We start from the raw sequence: 21351 nt of genomic DNA on the forward strand, positions 1-21351 counted from the left end.
GCGTCTCCCCGAGGACCCCGCGCCCATCAGGGTGCGGGGTCCTCTGCGTCGTAGTCGCGGAAACGCGGGGTGAGACGGACGAGCATCGCGACGAGCACGATCACGATGAACCCGCCCAGAAGCGGCGGGAACCACAGCGCGGTGAACGTCGCGAGCGTTCCCGCGTAGAGGGCGCCGACTCGCGGTCCGCCGGTGACGACGATGATGAAGATCCCCTGCAGCCGGCCGCGGATGCTGTCGGGCACCGACGCCTGCATCATGGTGCTGCGGTAGATCGAGCTCACGTTGTCGGCGGCGCCGGACGCCGCGAGCGCGATGCACGCCGCGATGACGAGGCCGAGGTTGATCGCGGTCTCGCCCGCCGGCGGCATCCACACCCCGATCAGCGGGATCGCGCCGAATGCGAGGATCGATGCTCCGTAGGCCTGGATCGCGCGCTGGATGCCGCGACCGTGCCATCGGTAGCGCACGACGCGACCGGAGAACAGGCTGGACAGGAACGTGCCCGCCGCGACGGCCGCCGTCAGTGCACCCGTGGTGACCGCGCCGCCTCCGAGCAGAACCGTGCCCAGCGCCGGGTACAGCGCGACAGGCTGGCCGAATGTCATCGCGATGATGTCGAGGATGTACTGCATCCGGATGTTCTTCGCCCGCTTGAGGAAGCGCCACCCGTCGACGAGGGACTCGAGTCCGGGGCGGACGATCGTTCCCTCAGGGCGGAGCGACGGAAGAGTCCACAGACCCATGAACATCGCGAGCATGAGGACGACGTCGATCGTGTACGTCCAGCCGTAGCCGGTGGTCGCGACCAGCACGCCGGCGAGCGCGGGACCGACCATCACCATGATCCCGATCGTGATGCCGTTGAGGGCGGATGCCGAAGCCAGCAGGTCGCGGGGGAGAAGCCGCGGGATGATCGCGCTGCGCGTCGCCATGCCGACCGAGTTCGCCGCCGCGTTGATGATGCTCAGCGCGTAGAGCCACCAGATCGTCTCGAGGTGGGTCCATGTCAGCACGGCGAGCATGAGCGTGGAGACGAAGGTGATCACGGCCGCGATCAACCCGACGACGCGGCGGTCGAACGCGTCGGCGAGCATCCCGCCGTAGAGCCCGGCGAGGATCATCGGCACGAGGCCTGCGACGGCGACCATCGACACCGCGAACGTGCTCGAGGTCAGCTCGAACACGTGCAGCATGATCGTGACGAGTGTCAGCTGCCCGCCCATGCCCGCAAGGGTGGATCCGATCCACAGGCGGGTGAAGGCGGGGCTCGCCCGGAAGGGGCGGAGATCGATCAGGGCGCTGCTCACCAGACGAGGCTATCCGGTGTCCGCAAGGCTGGTAGACTCTACAGGTTGCCGTTTGATCGGCCGCGGATAAAGAGAGCCCACGCATCAGGCGTCGGGCGCCGCGCAACGACTGAAAGGGGATCGAATCTATGGCACTGGAAGCAGACGTCAAGAAGGCGATCATCGAAGAGTACGCGACGCACCCCGGTGACACCGGATCCCCCGAGGTGCAGGCCGCAATGCTGACGCAGCGCATCAAGGACCTCACCGAGCACCTCAAGGAGCACAAGCACGACCACCACTCGCGTCGTGGCCTGTTCCTGCTCGTCGGTCAGCGTCGTCGTCTGCTCGGCTACCTCCAGAGCGTGGACATCGAGCGCTACCGCTCGCTGATCCAGCGTCTCGGACTGCGGCGATAAGCCGCAGGACGCAATCAGGCGCAGCCTGGAGAGGATCGGCGCACGCCGATCCGAATCGTCGATAACGCGACCAGCGTTCAATCGCGCAGAACATTCTTGAGAAGGCCTCCCCACGGTGTGGGGAGGCCTTCGTCGTTCCCGGAGCTCAGCTGGTCGGGCTCAGCAGATCCGCGTGGTGGATCTCGACGACGTTCGGGTGCGCACGGAGGCGGTAGCGCAGGGCGTTCTCACCGTAGACGCCGTGGATGGGATTCTCGCCCTCGCCCGAGACGCCTCGCGACTGCGCGCGCAGCTCGTCCGGCAGGTCGATGACCGGCACCTGCGAGTTCAGCGCCGGGTTGAAGAAGAACGGCACCGAGACGCGGTCGTCGGGCGCCTTCGGCGAGATCACACGGTGCTTGGTGGCCTTGAGGTAGCCGCCCGTGGCGTACTCGAGCATCTCGCCGATGTTGACGATGAATGCGTCATCGACCGGCGGTGCATCCACCCACTCGCCGCCGCGCTCGACCTGCAGGCCGCCCTTGCCCGGTTCCACCCAGAGCAGCGTGAGAACCCCGCCGTCCTTGTGGATGCCGACGCCCTGCTGGGGCTCGACGGCATCCGTTCCCGGGTAGCGCACGATCTTGAGCAGGCTCTCCGCCTCCTCGAACGCGGCGTCGAAGTGCGTGGGAGCGGCGCCGAGGGCCTCTGCCCAGCTGCTCAGCAGTTTCCGCGAGATGGCGGTGAGGTGCTGCTGCCAGCTCTCGGCGACCTCGCGCAGCTCCGGCTGCGCGGTGGGCCACAGATTCGGGCCGATCAGGCGGTTGTAAGCGGGGCCGCCCTGCACGGCCTCGCGCTCCGGCCCGATGTCGATCTGCTCGCGCCAGTCGACCTTGCCCTGAGTGAGCTCGCCGCCGATGCGGGTGTATCCGCGGAACTGCGGGCTGTGCACGTTCTCGATGGCGAGCTTGTCGTCCTCGGGCAGGGCGAAGAAGTCGCGCGCAGCCCGCTGCAGCCGACGGAACAGGTCGTGCTCGATGCCCGTTCCGACGAGGTAGAAGAATCCGACGTCGTGGGCCGCCACGGCGAGGTCTTCGCGGAAGCGGGCGGCGTCCTCGGGGCTCTTGTCCAGGTCGGACAGGTCGAGGATGGGGAGGTTCAGATCAGCCATGACCCGAGAGTAAGTCCGTTTTCTGCGAGGGCGGGCGAGTGTTACGGACATCGCGCACAGGGTGCCAATGTCAGCTCGCTAAGGACCGCCGTCGGCATCCTCGTCGCCTATCTCCGCCGCCTCGGCCCTCGCGATGTGCTTCCGCGCATGTGGGCCGGCATCGGTCTCGCCGTCGCCCTGGCACTGGTCATCGGCGCGGCGGATTCAACTACGTCGACGGCAACAACGAGCTCGGACGCCTCGACGCCGGCCTGTTCTTCCTGTCGTATCAGCGCGACCCGGCGCAGTTCATCACGCTGCAGCGCAGCCTGTCGAGCGACCTCATGAACGAGTACATCCGGCACGTCGGCACCGGTATCTGGGCGATCCCGCCCGGTGCGGCACCGGGCTCCTACGTCGGATCGGGACTGTTCGCCTGACGCTTCGCGCCCTCGCGCGGACGCCGGGATCCGGTGGGGTCGTCGCGCCTCGACGTCTCGACGAGCCGCGTATCCGAGAACAGCCACCGCGTCCGCGGTTCGATCAGCGGGCGGAACACCCACCGCACCGGCCGCGTGGCGAGCAGCACGGCGATCGCCACCGAGAGCACGATGACGGCGGGCAGCCACAGCCAGGTCGGCTCCGCGTTTCGCAGAATACCCGTCTCGCGGAACGGGTACAGAACGAAGGAGTGCAGCAGGTAGACGTACATCGTGTACTGACCGAACTTCGTCCACCAGTGCGCGCCGCGGGGGATCAGCGCGAAGAAGGCGACGCTGAGGACGACGCCGAGCACGATCAGCAGGAGCCGGATGCCGCCGGACCACCACACATGCGCCCCGAGATCCGAGTAGGCGTCGTTGTAGAAGAACCAGGTATCGAGGTCGACGTTCTTCCACAGATCCACCCAGTTCCAGGCGATGAACCCCTCGACGGCGAAGATCGCGAGGGCGACCGCGCGCACCCACCACGGGCGGAAGTCGATAAGTCGCAGCCGGTTCACGAGGTCGTGCTCGCGCACCCACCAGCCCAGCACGAAGAACGGCAGGAATCCCAGGGTGCGCGACAGCGAGAACGTGCTGTCGACGTTGGGCAGGTAGCCGGCACCCACGGAGATGAGCACCGCCCACAGGAGCGGCCAGCGCAGCAGGGCGAGGTAGGGGAGGACCAGCCGGAAGATCCCCAGCGCCAGGAGGAACCACAGCGTCCACGACGGCTGCGTGAGATTCGGCTCGAGCTGCTCGCCCTCCACCAGCGACTTGGTCAGCGTCCAGAGCAGTTCGAAGATCACGTACGGCACGAGGATGTCGGTGATGACGCGCGACATCTGCTTCTTGGTGGGCGGGGCCGCCTTCGAGAAGTAGCCCGAGATGATCGCGAACGCCGGCATGTGGAACGCGTACACCGCGAGATACAGGGCCATCGCGATGCTGGAGTCGTACGTCAGCCGCTGGATGGCGTGTCCGAGCACGACGAGGACGATGCACGCGTAGCGGGCATTGTCCCAGAACGGCACGCGCCGCTTCGCGCGGGCGATGCCGCCGGTAGGAGGGGCGCTCGGGGCCTGCGGGGTGCTGCTCACCCTTGAAGGCTACCGGCCGGGAATAAAGTTGCCGGGGTGGCGTTGCATCAGATACATTCAAATGCATAGATGCGGATGCCGCAGCATCCGCCGCGAGACCGGAGCATCAGATCATGAGCGAGCAGACCGAGACCTCGGGCGTCCAGTTCGGACTCTTCACCGTCAGCGACATCACGCAGAACCCCGTCACCGGTGAGACCCCGAGCGAGCGGCAGAAGATCAAGGACGCGATCCGGATCGCCACCCACGCAGAGGAAGTGGGCCTCGACGTCTTCGCGATCGGCGAGCACCACAACCCGCCGTTCTGGTCGTCCTCCCCGACGACGACGCTCGCCGCGATCGCGGCGCAGACCGAGCGGCTCATCCTCTCCACCTCCACCACGCTCATCACGACGAACGACCCGGTGAAGATCGCCGAGGACTTCGCGATGCTGCAGCACATCTCCGACGGCCGCACCGACCTCATGCTCGGCCGCGGCAACACCGGCCCGGTCTACCCGTGGTTCGGTCAGGACATCCGTCAGGGGCTGCCGCTGGCGATCGAGAACTATGCGCTCCTGCGCAAGCTCTGGGACGAGGACGTCGTCGACTGGGAGGGCAAGTTCCGCACCCCCCTGCAGGGCTTCACCTCGACGCCCCGTCCCCTCGACGGCGTGGCGCCGTTCGTATGGCACGGTTCGATCCGCACGCCCGAGATCGCCGAGCAGGCCGCGTACTACGGCGACGGCTTCTTCGCGAACAACATCTTCTGGCCCAAGGAGCACTACCAGCGCCTGATCGAGCTGTACCGCCAGCGCTTCGCCCACTACGGCCACGGAACCCCCGAGCAGGCGATCGTCGGCATCGGCGGTCAGGTGTTCATGCGCGCCAACTCTCAGGACGCGGTGAACGAGTTCCGCCCGTACTTCGACAACGCACCGGTGTACGGCCACGGACCCAGCATGGAGGACTTCACCGAGATGACGCCGCTGACCGTGGGCTCGCCGCAGCAGGTCATCGACCGCTATGCGGCGATGCGCGAGACGTTCGGCGACTATCAGCGGCAGCTGTTCCTCATCGACCACGCCGGACTCCCGCTGAAGGTCGTGCTCGAGCAGCTCGATATCCTGGGCGGCGAGGTCGTGCCCGTGCTGCGCAAGGAGCTGGCGAAGAACCGTCCGGCCACGGTGCCGGATGCGCCCACGCACGCGGCTCGCGTCAAGGCGGTGTACGGCGACGGACCGGCACGCGAGGCCCGTCCGGGCGCCAACCGCGGCGACAACCTCACAGCAGGATCTCCCTACCAGGACACGCCGGCGCCCGCCGGCGCCGCGTTCGGACTCGGCCGGAAGGAGGCCTGATCATGACAGAGCGTCGCATCGCCGTGATCTCGAGCGGACTCTCGAACCCGTCCTCGACCCGGATGCTGGCCGACAAGCTGGCCGCCGAGACCGTGAAGCAGCTCGCCGAGCGCGACATCGAGGCGTCGGTCGACGTGATCGAGCTGCGCGACTTCGCGCACGACATCACGAACAACTTGCTCACCGGGTTCGCGCCGGCGAACCTCGAGACGGCGATCAACACGGTGTACTCGGCCGATGCGCTGATCGCCGTGACCCCGATCTTCTCGACCAGCTACTCGGGGCTGTTCAAGTCGTTCATCGACGTCCTCGACCCCGATGCGCTCACCGGCAAGCCGGTGCTCATCGGCGCGAACGCGGGAACGGCCAGGCACTCGCTGGCGATCGACTACGCGATCCGTCCGTTGTTCGCCTACCTGCACGCCGAGGCCGTCTCGACGGGTGTGTTCGCAGCATCCAGCGACTGGGGCGGCGGAGGCGACGACGTCGCCCCGCTCGGCAAGCGCGTCGAGAAGGGCGCGCGCGAGCTCGTCGAGGCGATCGCCCGCAAGGATGCCGCGACAGCGGCCGATCCGTTCGACCCGGCGAACTACCTCGGCGAGGGCCGCTCGTTCGGCCACCTGCTCGGAGGGCTCGCAGGGGAGTAGCGCGTTCAGCGCCAGCGGTACTCGGTCTCCGGGCGCCCGCGCCCGTGGTAGCGGGGGACGCGCTCGAGCCGGCCCTCGTCGGCGAGGTGCTCGAGGTAGCGGCGGACGGCTACGCGGGACATGCCGAGCAGATCGGCGGCCTCGCTGGCCGAGAGCACGCCGGCCGTGCGTGCGGCCGCGGTCACGCGGGCGAGCGAGGCCTGGGACAGCCCCTTGGGCACGCGGATGCTGCCGGTCGGGCGCGATGCGCCCAGGAGCGCGTCGATCTCGGCCTGACTCGCTTGACCTTCGGCGATCGACTGCTCGCGATAGGCCCGATGCTGCTCCAGGCGTTCGCGGAACATCGCGAACGTGAAAGGCTTGACGAGGTACTGCACGACGCCGAGCGCCGCCATCTGATGCACGGTCTCGGCGTCGCGGACGGCGGTGACGGCGATGACGTCGACCGTGACACCGCGAGCGCGCAGGTGGCGGAGCACCTCGACTCCGGTGCCGTCCGGCATCGTCACGTCGAGCAGGACCAGGTCGATCCTCCGGTCGCCGGTGCCGGCGACGAGCGCGTTCAGCGCCGCGCGTGCACCGCTGCACTCGCCGACCACCTCGTAACCCTCGAGCCGCCCGAGATAGTCGCGATGCAGCTCGAGCGTCAGGGCGTCGTCGTCGACGAGCAGCGTGCGGATCATGCGGTCGTTCCGTTCGCGTCGGGCCGTGCGGCCTCTGCCCCGGGCATCCGGCCCCGCGGCGCGGGGGGAAGCGTCACGCGGAACGTCGTCGGGTCATCGTCGAGCGCGAGCGTACCGCCGACGTCCGCGACGATGGACCGCACCAGGGCGAGTCCGACGCCCCGGCCCTCGGCCCCGGCCGGCTTGGTCGAGAAACCGTGCTCGAAGATCTGCTCGCGCAGCGCAGCGGGAACGCCCGCACCGCTGTCCGACACCGCCAGTGTGACGTGTCCGCCGGGGTCGGTGCCGACCTCGACGCGGATCCACCTCTCATCGGATGCGGCGGCGGCGTCCAGGGCGTTGTCGATGAGGTTCCCGAGAACGGCGATGCTCTCCGTCGGATCGAGTGCGGAGCGCGGCGCGTCCGGGTCGATCACGGCGTTCCACGCGATGCCGCGCTCCTTCGCCTGGGAGGCCTTGCCCAGCAGCAGGGCCCCGACCGTCGGATCCCCGTCCCGGCGTGCGGTGACCTGATCCACGAGCGACTGGCTCTGCTGCGACGTCTCGACGAGGATGTCGATGGCTTCGGCGGTGCGGCCGAGTTCCAGGAGCGCGATCGCCGTGTGCATCCGATTGCCGTGCTCGTGCGTCTGCGCTCGGAGCGCCTCGCCGAGCGTGCGGATGGACTCGTACGCGGCCACGGCATCCCGTACGCGGCCGGCGGGCAGATCGCCCGCGATCCGACGCGTGTACCGGCGCGCGAGGAAGGCGCCCAGCGAACCCGCCGCGACGATGAGCGCGGAGATCCCGATCGCCGACGGGAGGCGCCCGAGGAACGACTCGGCGATCGACTCGACAGTGACTCCCGCAGCCACCCAGCCCACATGCTCTCCGGAGGCGGTCAGCACCGGGATTATGGTGCGGATCGAGGCGCCCAGGGTGCCGGTGAACTCCTCGGTGAGTGCGGTCGGGATGGCCGGGATGGTTCCCAGATACTGACCGCCGATCTGCGCGGAGTCCGGGTGCGTCACGCGAGCACCGGTCACGGTCATCACGGTGATGAAGTCGAGGGCGGAGTGCTCGACCACGGCGGCCGCGTACGGCTGAAGAGCGACGGATGCGGCGTCGAGATCGTCGTCGCCGAGCGCGTCGATGACGCTCGGCGAATCTGCGATCGACTGCGCCAGGGCACTCGTGAGCTGTTCGGCCTCGGCGCGCGATGCGCGCTGCGTCTGCAGGGCGAGGATGATCGCCGCGACGACCCCGACCGCGATCGCAGCGACCAGGAGCACGACGAACACGTGCGAGGCCGCGCTGCGGCTGCGCTGCGAACGCGTCATCGCGATCTCCTCATCGTCCGTGCCGGTGACCACGACCAATACGACCACAAATGGAGTGCGACTGAGAACCCGAAGAGGGTGGGATCCGTTCACCCGGCGAATCGCCGGACGTCATGCGACGACGCAGTTCATGATCACGGAGGTACACCATGGCAGGCACGACGGGTTTCGCACTCCCTCGATTCGACCGGCTCAGGAGCAGGCGCCGATGGGACAAGCACACGTGGCTGTACGTGTCCGTGCTCGTCGCCGTCGTCCTGGGAGCTGCGGTCGGGCTGATCTGGCCCGAGTTCGCGCAGGCGCTGGAGCCGCTCGGCAAGGGATTCGTGTCGCTGATCAAGATGATGATCGCCCCGATCATCTTCTGCACGATCGTCGTCGGCGTCGGATCCATCGCCAAGGCGGCGACGGTCGGCCGGATCGGCGGCCTCGCCCTGCTGTACTTCATGCTGATGTCGACGTTCGCGCTGGCGATCGGCCTGGTCGTCGGGAACATCATCCACCCGGGCACAGGGCTCGACATGACGAGCGCGTCGTACGACGCGTCCACGACGGATGCGAAGACCACCCAGGACTTCATCCTCGGGATCATCCCCGCCACGTTCTTCTCCGCGTTCACGGGCGAGAGCGTGCTGCAGGTGCTGTTCATCGCACTCCTGGTCGGATTCACCGTCCAGCGGCTCGGCGACAAGGGACAGCCGATCATGGCGTTCGTGAAGAACCTGCAGGTCCTCGTGTTCCGCATCCTCGGCATGATCCTCTGGCTCGCCCCCATCGGCGCCTTCGGCGCGATCGCGGCGGTCGTCGGCAAGACCGGCATCGCGGCGATCTGGGGCCTGGGCCTGCTGATGGTCGCGTTCTACGTCACGTGCATCGTGTTCATCGTGGGCGTGCTCGGCACGCTGCTCTACCTCGTCACCCGCGTGAACATCTTCCAGTTGATGAAGTACCTCGCCCGCGAGTACCTGCTCATCGTCGGCACGTCCTCCTCCGAGTCCGCGCTACCGCGTCTCATCGCGAAGATGGAGCACGTCGGCGTCTCGAAGCCGGTCGTCGGGATCACCGTGCCCACCGGCTACTCGTTCAACCTCGACGGAACGGCGATCTACCTGACCATGGCCTCGCTGTTCATCGCTGCGGGCATGGGGCAGCCGATGTCGATCGGCGAGCAGATCGGTCTTCTGGTCTTCATGATCATCGCGAGCAAGGGCGCCGCGGGCGTCACGGGCGCCGGCCTCGCCACGCTGGCCGGAGGTCTGCAGGCGTACCGTCCCGATCTCGTCGACGGTGTGGGCGTGATCGTCGGGATCGACCGGTTCATGTCGGAGGGGCGCGCGCTGACGAACTTCACCGGCAACGCCGTGGCGACTCTGCTGATCGGTACATGGACCAAGCAGTTCGACCCGGAGCGGGCCCGTCGCGTGCTCAGCGGCGAGCAGCCGTTCGACGAGTCCATGCTGGAAGGCGCAACCCACGAGCCGGCACACGCGGCGGAGGATGCCGTGGCGCAGAGGTAGCAGCCGCAGCGCCGGCAGTCCGCCGAAGAGGAAGAGGGCCACCCGTCTCCGGGTGGCCCTCTGGCGGTCAACCGCTCTTGCGTCGGAACTCGCGCCGCGTCTGCGGGGCGTTCACCGCATGGACGGCGGAGTCGCCGTCCATGTGCGACTCGCCGTCGCGGTGGTGAGCGTTCTTCTTCTCGAGCGCTTCCTTGAACTTGCGCTTCATGTCCTCCGAGGGGGACGCAGCGCCTTCTTCGGTGCTCATGCGGTCAGCCTAGTCGCGCGGCGCAGAGGACCGATAGCCCGCGCGCACCCGATCGCGGCGCCGGATCAGCAGGTCGATCAGCGCGCCGATGGCGATCGCCGCGACGACCGAGACGACGATCGCGACGACAGGACCACCGGGCAGGACCGCTGCGAAGAAGGCGCCGACGGCGGCCTGGTAGGCGGCCCAGCCGGTCGCGGCGAGGGCGACCAGGGCGCCGTATCGGGGGAGGGGGATGCGCGTCGCTCCGGCCACGAGATTGACGGCGAGCCGGGCGAACGGGATGAACCGCGCGGTGAACAGCACGACCGCGGTGCCGGACTGCAGACGGCCGTGCGCCCACGTGCGCGCCCTGACCACTCGTGCGGACCGCATCCACCGCCACCGTTCGATGCCCGCCCAGCGGCCGATGCCGTAGCAGAGCAGGTCGCCGCAGGCGGCGGCCGCGGCCGCCACGGCGGTGACCGCCCACAGCGGTGGTGCGCCGGTCGAGATCGACAGGGCGCCGAGGGCCGTCACGGCGATCTCGCCCGGGACGACGACGAAGAAGGCGTCGCCGAGCACGAGGAGCGCCATGGCGATGAGGGCCCACGGGCCGTGCACAGCATCCAGAACCACGTCGGTGATCACGTCTCGACGATGCGCTCCCGAGGTGAACGGAAACCGAATCGGGGACAGCCGGTGAAGGACAGTCGTGCAACCGGTGAACTCTCGGTTCAGGCAGCCGTCCGTGCACGATCCGGTCTCACGTCAGGGGCATCCTGACATCGTGAGAGTCGCGATCGTGACCGAATCCTTCCTGCCGCACATGAACGGGGTGACCGGGTCCGTGCTGCAGATCCTGCGGCACCTCGAGCGCACGGGGCATGCGGCCCACGTGATCGCGCCGGATGCCGTCGGCATCCCCAGGGACATGCACGGGGCGGCTGTCGAACCTGTGACGAGTCTGGCGCTGCCCGGATACCGCAACGTCAGGGTGGGCGCCGCGACCGTGCAGCGCGTGGCCGGGTCGCTCGCGCGGTTCCGGCCGGATGTCGTCCACCTCGCATCGCCGTTCGCGCTCGGATGGCGCGGCGTGCTGGCCGCGAGCCGCCTCGGCCTGCCCTCCGTCGCGGCCTACCAGACCGACGTGGCCGCTTACACCGAGCGCTACCGGGTGGCCGCGACCACGAACTTCGCGCAGAACCACATCCTGCGCCTGCACCGCCGTGCGACGCTCACCCTCGCCCCCTCCTCCGAGTCGGAGCAGCAGCTCGTCGGACTCGGCGTCGACCGGATCCGTCGCTGGGGCCGCGGCGTCGACGCCGAGCGCTTCCACCCCGGCGCCCGCGACGAGAACTGGCAGCGACCCGCGGGCGAGGTCGTCGTCGGTTACGTCGGGCGCCTCGCGGCCGAGAAGCAGGTGGAGGATCTGCGAGTGCTGCACGGACTGCCCGGCGTCCGCCTCGTCATCGTCGGCGACGGCCCGGCGCGTTCGCGCCTCGAGACGCTCATGCCCGGCGCCGTGTTCCTCGGTCACCTCGACGGCGACCGCCTCGCCATGGCCATGGCCTCCTTCGACGTCTTCGTCCATCCCGGCGAGAGCGAGACGTTCGGGCAGACCCTGCAGGAGGCGCACGCCAGCGGCGTGCCGATCGTCGCGACCGGTCGGGGAGGGCCGCTCGATCTCGTGCGCATGGGTATCGACGGCTGGCTGTACCGTCCCGGAGACCTCGACGACCTCCGGATGCGCGTGCTGGATCTCACCGGCGACGCGCGCAAGCGCCGAGCCTTCGGCGTCGCAGGACGTGCCGCGGTGGAAGGACGCAGCTGGCAGGCCGTGTGCGATCAGCTGCTGGACCACTTCGACGAGGCGCGTGAGCTCCACGTCGTCGATCGTGCGCTGCGGGCGCCTCGGCCGCGACGTCCCGAACCGGTCAGGGCGGCGCAGAACGGCCGATGGCAGCGCTACGTCGCGCTGGGGGACTCGCTCACGGAGGGACTGTGCGACCCGGGCCCGGACGGCGCGCTGCGCGGCTGGGCGGACCGACTCGCGCTGCTGCTGTCGGCCCGCGGCGGCATCCACTACGCGAACCTCGCCGTGCGCTCCCGGCGTGTGCGCGACGTCCGCGGCGAGCAGCTGGCCAGGGCGCGCGAGCTGCGACCCGATCTCGTCTCGATCCTCATCGGCGCGAACGATCTCGTGAAGTCCCACGCCGACGTCCCCGCCCTCGCCGCGGAGGTCGAGGAGACCGTGCGGCAGCTTCGCGCCGACGGCGCCGACGTGCTGCTCGTCACGCCGTTCCTGCCGGATCGGAGGGCCGCAGCGCTGTTCGCCCCCCGGTTCGCGGCGTTCGCTGCGCGACTGGCCGGCATCGCCGAGCGCCACGACGCCATCCTGCTCGACACGGACCTGCACCCGACTCTCGGCGCGCGCCCGAACTGGGGAGAGGACCTCGTCCACCTCGGCAGCAGGGGGCACCGTTTCCTCGCGTACGTCGCGGGCGATCTGCTCGGGGTGCCGCACGCCGAGACGCTCGGAGCGCTGGATCAGGTGCTGCACGACGCGGATGCCACGACCAGGGCCGTGTGGTGGCGCGAGCACGCCCTGCCCTGGGTATGGCGGCGCATGCGGGGGCGGGTGGCCGGCGACGGGAGGGTCGCCAAGCACGACGACTACGTCTACATCGGCCGGTCGTCGAGCATGCGGGGCGCCGGAGTGCGGTGACGCCGGATCATCACCACCACAGGGACGGCGGGAAGATGATCAGGACGAGCACGATGACCGTCGCGACCGTGAGGACCAATCCCCAGACGGCCGGCCCGCGCGGCCGGCTGAGCGACACGGCGAGGATCCCGAGCACGAGCGATGCGCCGGCGATGATGGCCACGACACCGAGCGCGAGGATGCCGACCGCGAGTGCGGCGGCTCCGGGCGTGGCGGCGGAGACGATGAAGCCGATCACGGCGGCGAGCAGCGTGGCGATTCCGGCGACGAGCGACGCGGTGCCGAGCCCGCGGTATCGGGACGGTGCGGACGTCGGAGCGGTCTGTGCGGTCATGCCTCACGATACTGCGGGGGCTCGGGCACCGTACAGTCGGCCGTTCGGGGGACACGCGGCTGCGTCGCACCGTGCCGCCGCTGACAGGCACAGGGGGCGCTGGTACGCTGATACGGAGTGGAATCGGCGAGAAGCTGGTCCCCTGTGGTGGGTTCCTCGGCACGAGCCGGGTGGTCTTCTACTGGTGGCCAGCGCAGGCGAGATTCGCGGGAGTGCCCGCGCGCCCGAACTCGAGACTCCGCTCCGCGATGAATGAGCTCGCCCGTCACACGGACGGACGAGTCTAAACAAAGAAGGAGAGACCTCTTGGAAGGTCCTGAAATCACTGCCGCCGAGGCCGTTCTCGACAACGGCCGCTTCGGCACCCGCACCGTCCGCTTCGAAACCGGTCGCCTCGCTCAGCAGGCACAGGGTTCGGTTGCGGCCTACCTCGACGGAGAGACGATGATCCTCTCCGCGACCAGCGCCGGCAAGCACCCGCGCGAGGGCTTCGACTTCTTCCCGCTGACCGTCGACGTCGAAGAGCGTTCGTACGCAGCAGGCAAGATCCCCGGTTCGTTCTTCCGTCGCGAGGGCCGTCCCTCCACCGAGGCGATCCTCGTCTGCCGCCTGATCGACCGTCCGCTGCGTCCGTCGTTCGTCGATGGTCTGCGCAACGAGGTCCAGATCGTCATCACGGTCCTCTCGATCGCACCGGGCGAGTACTACGACGCTCTGGCGATCAACGCGGCATCCGCGTCGACCCAGATCTCGGGTCTGCCCTTCTCCGGTCCGATCGCTGGTGTGCGCCTCGCGCTCATCCCCGGACACGGCGAGAACGCCGACCAGTGGGTCGCGTTCCCGAACCAGGCTCAGGTCGAGGAGGCCGTCTTCGACCTCATGGTCGCCGGCCGCGTGGTCAAGAAGGCCGACGGCACCGAAGACGTCGCGATCATGATGGTCGAGGCCGAGGCCACCGAGAACAGCTGGAACCTCATCAAGGGCGGCGCCGTCAAGCCGAACGAGGACATCGTCGCCGGTGGCCTCGAGGCCGCCAAGCCGTTCCTGAAGCAGCTCGTCGAGGCGCAGGCCGAGATGGCTTCGCACTCCGCGAAGGAGCCCGGTGTGTACCCGGTATTCCCGGCGTACGAGCAGGCCACCTACGACTTCATCGCCGCGTCCGCGACCGCGGACCTCGAGAAGGTCTACCAGATCGCCGACAAGATCGAGCGCCAGAACGCCGATGACGAGGTCAAGGACCGCGTCAAGGCCGAGGTCGCCGCAGCCATCGAGGCAGGGACCCTGCCCGAGTCCGCCGCAGGCGAGGTCTCCGGCGCGTACAAGTCGGTCACCAAGGGCATCGTCCGCGGACGCATCCTCTCCGAGGGCGTGCGCATGGACGGTCGCGGCCTCGCCGACATCCGCCCGCTCGACGCCGAGGTGCAGGTCATCCCGCGCGTGCACGGTTCGGCGATCTTCCAGCGCGGCGAGACCCAGATCATGGGCGTCACCACGCTGAACATGCTCAAGATGGAGCAGCAGATCGACTCGCTCTCGCCCACGACGAGCAAGCGCTACATGCACCACTACAACTTCCCGCCGTACTCGACCGGTGAGACCGGCCGCGTCGGTTCGCCGAAGCGTCGCGAGATCGGGCACGGCTTCCTCGCCGAGCGCGCACTCGTACCGGTGCTGCCGAGCCGCGAGGAGTTCCCGTACGCGATCCGTCAGGTGTCCGAGGCTCTCGGCTCCAACGGCTCGACGTCGATGGGCTCGGTCTGCGCGTCGACCCTGTCGCTGCTGAACGCCGGTGTGCCGCTGCGCGCACCCGTGGCCGGCATCGCGATGGGCCTCGTCTCCGATGAGGTCGACGGCGAGACCCGCTACGCGGCCCTCACCGACATCCTCGGCGCCGAGGACGCCCTCGGCGACATGGACTTCAAGGTCGCGGGAACGAGCGAGTTCATCACGGCGATCCAGCTCGACACGAAGCTCGACGGCATCCCGTCCGACGTACTCGCGGGCGCTCTGACGCAGGCCAAGGACGCGCGTCTGACGATCCTGAACGTCCTCAACGCCGCGATCGACGCTCCTGACGAGATGGCGCCGACCGCGCCGCGCGTCATCAGCGTGCAGATCCCGGTCGACAAGATCGGTGAACTGATCGGCCCGAAGGGCAAGACGATCAACGCGATCCAGGACGAGACCGGCGCTCAGATCTCGATCGAGGAGGACGGCACCGTCTACATCGGCGCCGTCGACGGTCCGTCGGCCGAGGCCGCTCGTGCCCAGGTCAACGCGATCGCCAACCCGACCAACCCCGAGGTCGGCGAGCAGTTCCTCGGCACCGTCGTGAAGATCGCCTCGTTCGGCGCCTTCATCTCGCTGCTGCCAGGCAAGGACGGCCTGCTGCACGTCACCGAGGTGCGCAAGCTCGCCGGTGGCAAGCGCGTCGAGAACGTCGACGACGTCCTCTCGGTCGGCCAGAAGCTGCTCGTGAAGATCACCAAGATCGACGACCGCGGCAAGCTGTCGCTCGAGCCCGTGCTCGACGACGCTCCGGCCGAGGCCGCTGAGGCGGAGACCACCGAGGCGTAACACCTCCACACGACGGCCCGGGTTCGGCACTTCCTGTGCGGAATCCGGGCCGTCGCGGCGTTGCACGTGATCGAACCGTTATCGGAAGTTCCGCTCTCGTTACCGTCAATGGACGGCGATGTCGCCGTTCTCGCTTACCCTGTGAGTACGCACTCGGGGAGTGCGCACCGGGGGTGGTGAGAATGCGATTGTTCGGCACGGGGACTGCTGAGGAGCAGCCCGAGCGCGCCGAGCAGAACGCCGAGCACCCGTCTGCGCCGATCCCGGTCGTCGGGCCCGGTGTCGGAGAGGGCATCCGGGTCGCGCTCGGCGACAGCGGCATCCAGACCTTCCCGCTCATGCTCGGCGCCGCCGAGTTCGGCTGGAACGTCGACCTCGAGACGAGTCACGCGATCCTCGATCGCTACGTCGAGTTCGGCGGCAACGCGGTCCACACGGCCGACGGGTTCTCCGGCGGTCGCAGTGAGCACATCATCGGGCAGTGGCTGCGTTCCCGCGGACTGCGCGATCGGACCGTGCTCAGCGTTCGCGTCGGCTCGCATGCCGACAATCCGGGTCTGGGTTCGACGAACCTCGTCCGCGCCGTGGAGGGCTCGCTCACCCGGCTGGGCGTCGAACGCATCGACGTGATGTATCTGGATGCAACACTCGATCGCACGGCCTCCGTGGAGGATGCCCTCGCCACGGTGGAATGGCTGCGCGACGCCGGCAAGGTCGGCACGATCGGCGCGTTCGGGCTCTCACCCGAGCAGCTCGTCGAGGCGCGCATCCTCGCCTCGGCCGGATACCCGCGCATCGAGGTCCTCGATGAGCCGTACAACCTCATCCGCCGCGAGGCCTTCGAAGGAGACCTGCGTCTCGTCGCCGGGGCGCAGGGGCTGGCTGTGACTCCGTCCCATGCGCTCGAGCACGGGTTCCTCTCCGGCAGGCACCGCAGCAAGGCGCACGTCTCACGCGGTGTGCGCGGCGAGCAGCTGCGCGGGCATCTCAACCGCCGGGGCACGCGAATCCTCCGTGCCCTCGATCAGGTCGCAGCCGACGTGGGCGCACCCGTGGCGGCGGTCTCGATCGCCTGGCTGCTCGCGCAGCGCAGCATCGTCGCGCCGATCGTCAACACGTTCGCCACCGAGCACGTCGACGAGCTCATGCAGGGCGCAGGGATCACCCTGACCCGCGCCCAGGTCGCCGAACTCACCCGCGTCGGCAACTGACCGACACGCGCGCGGCCCGGCGCTCGAGTCCGGGTTAGGCTGGGAACGCCCCTGTGAAGGCTGGCGACGAAGCGAGCGGGTTGTGACGCACTACATATATCTGGTCAGACATGGTGAACATCAGGATGCCGAGCACGGCGTCGATGACGGACCCCTCTCGCCGCGGGGGCAGCGCCAGGCGGAGTTGATCGCGGACCGGCTGTCCGGGCTCCCTCTCGACGCCGTGTGGCACTCGCCGCTGCTGCGGGCGACCGAGACGGCTCGCGCGATCGCCGAGCGGCTGCCGTCGGTCACCCCGCAACCGTCGGCGCTCCTGTTCGACTGCGTCCCGACCGGCATGAACGAGGACACGCCCGCGGTGTACGAGTCGTTCTTCGGGTCGGTGACCGACGCCGAGATCGAGGCAGGGGGAGCGCAGATGGCGGATGCCGTGAACGAGTTCCTCGTCCGCAAGCAGGGCGACGTGCACGAGGTCCTCATCACGCACAACTTCGTGATCGCGTGGTTCGTGCGCGAAGTGCTCGGCGCGCCCGACTGGCGCTGGATGACCCTGAACCAGGCGCACTGCGGTCTCACGGTGATCGGACAGAAGCAGGGCCGCCCGTGGACGCTGATCAACCACAACGAACTGAGCCACCTGCCGATGGAGCTGCGGACCGGCCTGCCGGACGCGATGCCCGTGTGAGCGCAAATAGACTGGGTGCATGACCCTTCAGGTGGCACTGGTCGGCGGCTCGGGCAAGCTCGGTACGATCATCGCGCGTGTGATCGACGAGCTCGACGGCTTCGAGGTGTCGCGCGTGCTCACCTCCGCGAGTCGCCTGGACGAGCTCGCCGGTGCCGATCTCGTCGTCGACGCGTCGACGCCGCAGGTCAGTGTCGACATCGTCAGAGCAGCGGTCGAGCGCGGCATCAACGTGCTCGTCGGCACCTCCGGGTGGTCGGCGGAGCGCATTGCGCTCGTCCGGCCGCTGGTCGAAGAGGCGGGCACCGGTGCCGTGTTCATCCCCAACTTCTCGCTCGGCTCGGTCCTCGGATCGTCTCTGGCGGCCGCGGCCGCGCCGTTGTTCGCATCGGCCGAGATCGTCGAGGCCCATCGCGACACCAAGATCGATTCGCCCAGCGGTACCGCTGTGCGCACAGCCGAGCTCATCGCCGCCGCCAGGGCGGAACAGGGCCCGGTCAGCGCCCCGCACGCCGATCAGCGCGCGAGAGGGCAGCAGGTCGCGAGCGTTCCCGTGCACTCGCTGCGCCGGCCCGGAGTGATCGCGCGTCAGGACGTCATCCTCTCGGGGCCGGGCGAATCGCTGACGATCACGCATGACACTGTGGATCCCGCGCAGGCATACGCACCCGGCATCCGCCTCGCGGTGCCGTACGCGGCCACCGCGCGCGGGATCGTCATCGGTCTGGAGAACATGATCGACATCGGCATCCGGCCGCGCGCATGATGGCCAGAGCCGGCGTCATCGTCATCGGGCTGTGCCTGGTCCTGTACTTCGTGCTCACGGGCCAGTGGGCTTTCCTCTACCTGACCAGCGGCGACCCCGTGGGGATCGCCATGGGGGCCGCGCTGATCGTGCTGCCGCTGATCGGCGCGTGGGCGCTGGTGCGCGAGGTCCAGTTCGGGATGCAGGCGGAGCGTCTCGGCTCGAGGCTGGATGCCGAGGGCGGCATGCCGGCGGCCGAGACCGAGCTGAGTCCGAACGGCCGCCTCGCGAGGACGGACGCGGAGCCGCTCGTGCAGCGCTACGCGGCTGAAGCAGAGGCGGCGTCCGACGACTGGCGCGCCCGGTACCGGCTGGGTGTGGTTCAGGATGCGGCGGGGCGCCGCAAGGACGCGCGCGCCAGCATCCGCGAGGCGATCAGGCTCGCGAAGAGTTCAGCGGACTGACGTTTTCCCAGTTTCGCTGGGCCTCAGGCGAGGGTCGCCTCGAGAGTGATCTCGATGCCCGAGAGCGCCTGAGACACCGGGCATCCCGTCTTCGCTCCTTCTGCGATCTCCTGGAACTGCTCCGCGGTGAGTCCCGGCACCTTCGCGTTGACGTTGAGGTGGCTGCCGGTGATGCCGGTCCCGGGCTTGAAGGTGACCGAGGCGCTGGTGTCGACGCGCTCCGGCGGGGTGCCGTTCTCCGACAGCGCATGCGAGAGCGCCATGCTGAAGCACGACGCGTGCGCTGCGGCGATGAGCTCCTCCGGCGTCGTCGTCGTGTCGGACCCTTCGCTGCGTGCCTTCCAGTCGATGGGGAACGTGCCGAGGTTCGACGACGAGAACCGGACGGTGCCCGAGCCCTCGGCGAGAGAACCGGTCCAGGTCGTTGCTGCTTCGCTGGTGACGGGCATGATTCCTCCAGGGGTCGTGAAAGGTGTCCCGTCAGCCTATCGAGCAGGGACGATCCGGGGAACCGGCGGATCAGGCCGGAGCCGACCGCCCGACGAGACCGGCGCGCTGCAGGAGCAGGTACAGCTGGCAGCCCAGGCAGAATCCGAATACCGCGTTGAGGAACGCGGCGATGAATGCCGCGGCTGCGGCGATCGGCAGCGCCCACGGGACACCGAGCAGATGAAGGACCAGACCGATCGAGACGACGACCAGTCCCACGCCCTGGGCGAAGCGCGGAGGTCGCGGGTCCTCGAGGTCGGTCGTGGGAGACAGCCGCGGTCGGATGACTCGCCGGAACAGCACCGCCCAGGGAGCGGTGCGCGGGAAGGCGGCGCCCCACAGGAACAGGAGGGCGATGACCAGGAGAAGAAGGAAGCCGGGGTCCAGTGCCCGCTCAGCGAGCGGGAGTGTTGGCAGGAGCCACGTCCCGGCGATGAAGGCGAAGTCCTCGCCGGAGAGCGGCTGGTACGCGAACCAGCCGAACGCGGCGTCGAGCCGCCTCGCCGTGGATGCGCCGACGAGACCGAGCACGACGGCGACGAGAAGCAGCGCGGTGGTGATGGCGGCGGCGAAGCGGGGGCCGCGAGGATCGATTCCGGCAGATGTGGTCATGGGTGCTCCTGAGCGGTGGTCACGGCGCAGTCTTGGTCACGGCACGCAGCGCCGAGACGACGGCGGTGCGCTCGGGCACGCCGCTCCAGCGGGACACGACGGCGCCGGTGCGGTCGACGAGGAAGATGGTGGGGGTCTGGAGCACGTGATAGCGCGCGGCCAGGTCGTTGCGGTGGGTGAGGTCGATGTCGAGGTGCGTCACGGCGGGGTCGGCTTCCGCGATCCCGGTGAGCATCCGGCGCACCTGCGGGCACCGGGCGCACAGCGCGGTGCTGAACTGCACGAGCGTGGCACCGGCCGTGAGGGGAGCGGGGAGATCCTCCGCGCGCATCGCGAGCCCGCGTCCTGCGCGCCGCCGACCGTCTCCGGTGCGCAGCACGAGCCCGAGCACGGTGGCCACGACGAGCAGGGCGGCGGCGACGGCTATCGCGGTGGACACGGGCATGTTCCGAGCGTACGTCCGGTCTCGGCCGCCCAGGGCGGATGTGACGGTGCGTGACGGGCCCGGTTGTCGGAGCGTCGCGGTAGTCTGGCTGGCATGAGCGATGCCGTTCCCACGCCGTACGAAGACCTGCTCCGCGACGTGCTGGATCACGGCACGCACAAGGACGACCGGACCGGGACGGGGACGACCAGCGTGTTCGGCCGGCAGATCCGGTTCGACCTCTCGCAGGGCTTCCCGCTGATCACGACCAAGCGCGTCCACTTCAAGTCGATCGCCTACGAGCTGCTCTGGTTCCTGCGCGGTGACTCGAACGTTGCCTGGCTGCAGGAGAACGGCGTCACCATCTGGGACGAGTGGGCGGATGCCGATGGCGACCTCGGCCCCGTGTACGGCGTGCAGTGGCGGTCGTGGCCGACGCCAGACGGCAGAACCATCGACCAGCTCGCCCAGGTGATCGAGCAGATCAGGGCGACACCGGACTCGCGTCGCATCATCGTCTCGGCCTGGAACCCGGCCGACATCCCCGACATGGCGCTGGCCCCGTGCCACGCCCTGTTCCAGTTCTACGTCGCGGACGGACGGCTCTCCTGCCAGCTCTACCAGCGCAGCGCCGACATGTTCCTCGGCGTCCCGTTCAACATCGCCAGCTACGCCCTGCTGACGATGATGATCGCGCAGCAGACCGGCCTCGAGCCCGGCGACTTCGTCTGGACGGGCGGCGACTGCCACGTGTACGACAACCACGTCGAGCAGGTGCGCGAACAGCTGAGCCGCGATGCGTACCCCTACCCGACGCTGCGCTTCGCCAGGAAGCCGGAGTCCATCTTCGACTACGCGTTCGACGACTTCGTCGTCGAGGACTACCAGCACCACCCGGCGATCCGTGCGGCGGTGGCGGTGTGAGCGACTC

23 protein-coding genes and 1 pseudogene are annotated in these 21351 nt (G+C 68.9%); 13 read left to right on the forward strand and 11 right to left on the reverse strand.

The window, feature by feature from the left end; genetic code table 11:
- Nucleotides 1-26 precede the first annotated feature (26 nt).
- Nucleotides 27-1313: an MFS transporter gene (locus AB0269_RS03510; RefSeq protein ID WP_366210495.1), complete on the reverse strand. Its 1287-nt coding sequence runs from the start codon at nucleotides 1311-1313 to the stop codon at nucleotides 27-29.
- A 125-nt stretch (nucleotides 1314-1438) separates the two neighbouring features.
- On the opposite strand from AB0269_RS03510, the gene rpsO reads away from it, so the two are divergent.
- Nucleotides 1439-1708, forward strand: coding sequence for a 30S ribosomal protein S15 (gene rpsO / locus AB0269_RS03515; protein ID WP_144795440.1), 270 nt, complete (start codon nucleotides 1439-1441; stop codon nucleotides 1706-1708).
- Nucleotides 1709-1853: 145 nt separating this feature from the next.
- On the opposite strand, the gene AB0269_RS03520 is transcribed toward rpsO, so the two are convergent.
- Nucleotides 1854-2858, reverse strand: a complete 1005-nt coding sequence (locus AB0269_RS03520) for a 2-oxoglutarate and iron-dependent oxygenase domain-containing protein (protein WP_366209845.1) — start codon at nucleotides 2856-2858, stop codon at nucleotides 1854-1856.
- 96 nt (nucleotides 2859-2954) lie between these two features.
- On the opposite strand from AB0269_RS03520, the pseudogene AB0269_RS03525 reads away from it, so the two are divergent.
- Together AB0269_RS03525 and AB0269_RS03530 are read left to right on the forward strand one after the other, a co-directional pair.
- Nucleotides 2955-3056 (forward strand): annotated as a pseudogene (locus AB0269_RS03525) (high-affinity Fe2+/Pb2+ permease); the annotation flags it as partial.
- Nucleotides 3008-3277 (forward strand): hypothetical protein, encoded by a 270-nt coding sequence (locus tag AB0269_RS03530; RefSeq protein WP_366209847.1) that lies wholly within the window; start codon nucleotides 3008-3010, stop codon nucleotides 3275-3277. The pseudogene AB0269_RS03525 and the gene AB0269_RS03530, both read left to right, overlap by 49 nt.
- Here AB0269_RS03530 and AB0269_RS03535 read toward each other — a convergent pair.
- Nucleotides 3250-4419: an acyltransferase family protein gene (locus tag AB0269_RS03535; RefSeq protein ID WP_366209848.1), complete on the reverse strand. Its 1170-nt coding sequence runs from the start codon at nucleotides 4417-4419 to the stop codon at nucleotides 3250-3252. The genes AB0269_RS03530 and AB0269_RS03535 overlap by 28 nt on opposite strands.
- Nucleotides 4420-4532: 113 nt before the next feature.
- On the opposite strand from AB0269_RS03535, the gene AB0269_RS03540 reads away from it, so the two are divergent.
- Entirely contained in the window at nucleotides 4533-5759 is a 1227-nt protein-coding gene (locus tag AB0269_RS03540; RefSeq protein ID WP_366209850.1) for an LLM class flavin-dependent oxidoreductase, read from the forward strand.
- A 2-nt stretch (nucleotides 5760-5761) separates the two neighbouring features.
- Nucleotides 5762-6406, forward strand: a complete 645-nt coding sequence (locus AB0269_RS03545; RefSeq protein WP_366209851.1) for an FMN reductase — start codon at nucleotides 5762-5764, stop codon at nucleotides 6404-6406.
- Nucleotides 6407-6411: 5 nt separating this feature from the next.
- Here the strand turns inward: AB0269_RS03545 and AB0269_RS03550 are convergent, their stop codons facing one another.
- Together AB0269_RS03550 and AB0269_RS03555 are read right to left on the reverse strand one after the other, a co-directional pair.
- Nucleotides 6412-7089, reverse strand: a complete 678-nt coding sequence (locus AB0269_RS03550; protein ID WP_366209852.1) for a response regulator — start codon at nucleotides 7087-7089, stop codon at nucleotides 6412-6414.
- On the reverse strand, nucleotides 7086-8408 hold the full coding sequence (locus tag AB0269_RS03555) for an ATP-binding protein (protein WP_366209854.1): 1323 nt from the start codon (nucleotides 8406-8408) through the stop codon (nucleotides 7086-7088). The genes AB0269_RS03550 and AB0269_RS03555 overlap by 4 nt, the downstream gene beginning before the upstream one ends.
- Nucleotides 8409-8557: 149 nt before the next feature.
- Between AB0269_RS03555 and AB0269_RS03560 the strand changes: the two genes are divergently transcribed.
- Nucleotides 8558-9925 (forward strand): cation:dicarboxylase symporter family transporter, encoded by a 1368-nt coding sequence (locus AB0269_RS03560; RefSeq protein WP_366209855.1) that lies wholly within the window; start codon nucleotides 8558-8560, stop codon nucleotides 9923-9925.
- A gap of 67 nt (nucleotides 9926-9992) precedes the next feature.
- Here the strand turns inward: AB0269_RS03560 and AB0269_RS03565 are convergent, their stop codons facing one another.
- Nucleotides 9993-10172: a DUF5302 domain-containing protein gene (locus AB0269_RS03565; protein ID WP_175986069.1), complete on the reverse strand. Its 180-nt coding sequence runs from the start codon at nucleotides 10170-10172 to the stop codon at nucleotides 9993-9995.
- Between the two features lie 9 nt (nucleotides 10173-10181).
- Nucleotides 10182-10802: a VTT domain-containing protein gene (locus tag AB0269_RS03570; RefSeq protein WP_366209856.1), complete on the reverse strand. Its 621-nt coding sequence runs from the start codon at nucleotides 10800-10802 to the stop codon at nucleotides 10182-10184.
- Between the two features lie 154 nt (nucleotides 10803-10956).
- On the opposite strand from AB0269_RS03570, the gene AB0269_RS03575 reads away from it, so the two are divergent.
- A complete protein-coding gene (locus AB0269_RS03575; RefSeq protein ID WP_366209857.1) occupies nucleotides 10957-12879 on the forward strand; it encodes a GDSL-type esterase/lipase family protein in 1923 nt (640 codons plus the stop codon).
- A 10-nt stretch (nucleotides 12880-12889) separates the two neighbouring features.
- Here AB0269_RS03575 and AB0269_RS03580 read toward each other — a convergent pair whose 3' ends face one another.
- Nucleotides 12890-13213 (reverse strand): hypothetical protein, encoded by a 324-nt coding sequence (locus tag AB0269_RS03580; protein ID WP_366209858.1) that lies wholly within the window; start codon nucleotides 13211-13213, stop codon nucleotides 12890-12892.
- 306 nt (nucleotides 13214-13519) lie between these two features.
- Here AB0269_RS03580 and AB0269_RS03585 point away from each other — a divergent pair, with 306 nt between their 5' ends.
- The 5 genes from AB0269_RS03585 (at nucleotide 13520) to AB0269_RS03605 (ending at nucleotide 18895) form a co-directional block, all read left to right on the forward strand.
- Complete coding sequence (locus AB0269_RS03585) at nucleotides 13520-15790, forward strand: polyribonucleotide nucleotidyltransferase (protein ID WP_366209860.1); 2271 nt, start codon at nucleotides 13520-13522, stop codon at nucleotides 15788-15790.
- Nucleotides 15791-15972: 182 nt separating this feature from the next.
- Entirely contained in the window at nucleotides 15973-17001 is a 1029-nt protein-coding gene (locus tag AB0269_RS03590) for an aldo/keto reductase (RefSeq protein ID WP_366209862.1), read from the forward strand.
- Between the two features lie 82 nt (nucleotides 17002-17083).
- On the forward strand, nucleotides 17084-17686 hold the full coding sequence (locus tag AB0269_RS03595) for a histidine phosphatase family protein (protein ID WP_175986074.1): 603 nt from the start codon (nucleotides 17084-17086) through the stop codon (nucleotides 17684-17686).
- Between the two features lie 19 nt (nucleotides 17687-17705).
- Nucleotides 17706-18452 carry a 4-hydroxy-tetrahydrodipicolinate reductase gene (gene dapB, locus AB0269_RS03600; protein WP_366209863.1) on the forward strand — a complete coding sequence of 249 codons (747 nt, stop codon included), beginning with the start codon at nucleotides 17706-17708 and terminating at the stop codon, nucleotides 18450-18452.
- The gene (locus tag AB0269_RS03605; protein ID WP_366209864.1) at nucleotides 18449-18895 is read left to right on the forward strand and encodes a hypothetical protein; all 447 of its coding nucleotides are present in this window, start codon (nucleotides 18449-18451) and stop codon (nucleotides 18893-18895) included. The genes dapB and AB0269_RS03605 overlap by 4 nt, the downstream gene beginning before the upstream one ends.
- Nucleotides 18896-18918: 23 nt before the next feature.
- Here the strand turns inward: AB0269_RS03605 and AB0269_RS03610 are convergent, their stop codons facing one another.
- The 3 genes from AB0269_RS03610 to AB0269_RS03620 all read right to left on the reverse strand — a co-directional run bounded on the left by AB0269_RS03610 (nucleotide 18919) and on the right by AB0269_RS03620 (nucleotide 20441).
- Nucleotides 18919-19344 (reverse strand): OsmC family peroxiredoxin, encoded by a 426-nt coding sequence (locus tag AB0269_RS03610; RefSeq protein ID WP_366209866.1) that lies wholly within the window; start codon nucleotides 19342-19344, stop codon nucleotides 18919-18921.
- Between the two features lie 70 nt (nucleotides 19345-19414).
- Nucleotides 19415-19996, reverse strand: a complete 582-nt coding sequence (locus AB0269_RS03615) for a DUF4395 domain-containing protein (protein ID WP_366209867.1) — start codon at nucleotides 19994-19996, stop codon at nucleotides 19415-19417.
- 19 nt (nucleotides 19997-20015) lie between these two features.
- A complete protein-coding gene (locus tag AB0269_RS03620; protein WP_366209869.1) occupies nucleotides 20016-20441 on the reverse strand; it encodes a thioredoxin family protein in 426 nt (141 codons plus the stop codon).
- A gap of 93 nt (nucleotides 20442-20534) precedes the next feature.
- On the opposite strand from AB0269_RS03620, the gene AB0269_RS03625 reads away from it, so the two are divergent.
- Nucleotides 20535-21344: a thymidylate synthase gene (locus tag AB0269_RS03625; protein WP_366209871.1), complete on the forward strand. Its 810-nt coding sequence runs from the start codon at nucleotides 20535-20537 to the stop codon at nucleotides 21342-21344.
- Nucleotides 21345-21351 lie beyond the last annotated feature (7 nt).

This window comes from Microbacterium sp. NPDC077644 (genome assembly GCF_040702785.1).
In the GTDB taxonomy this organism is placed as follows: domain Bacteria; phylum Actinomycetota; class Actinomycetes; order Actinomycetales; family Microbacteriaceae; genus Microbacterium.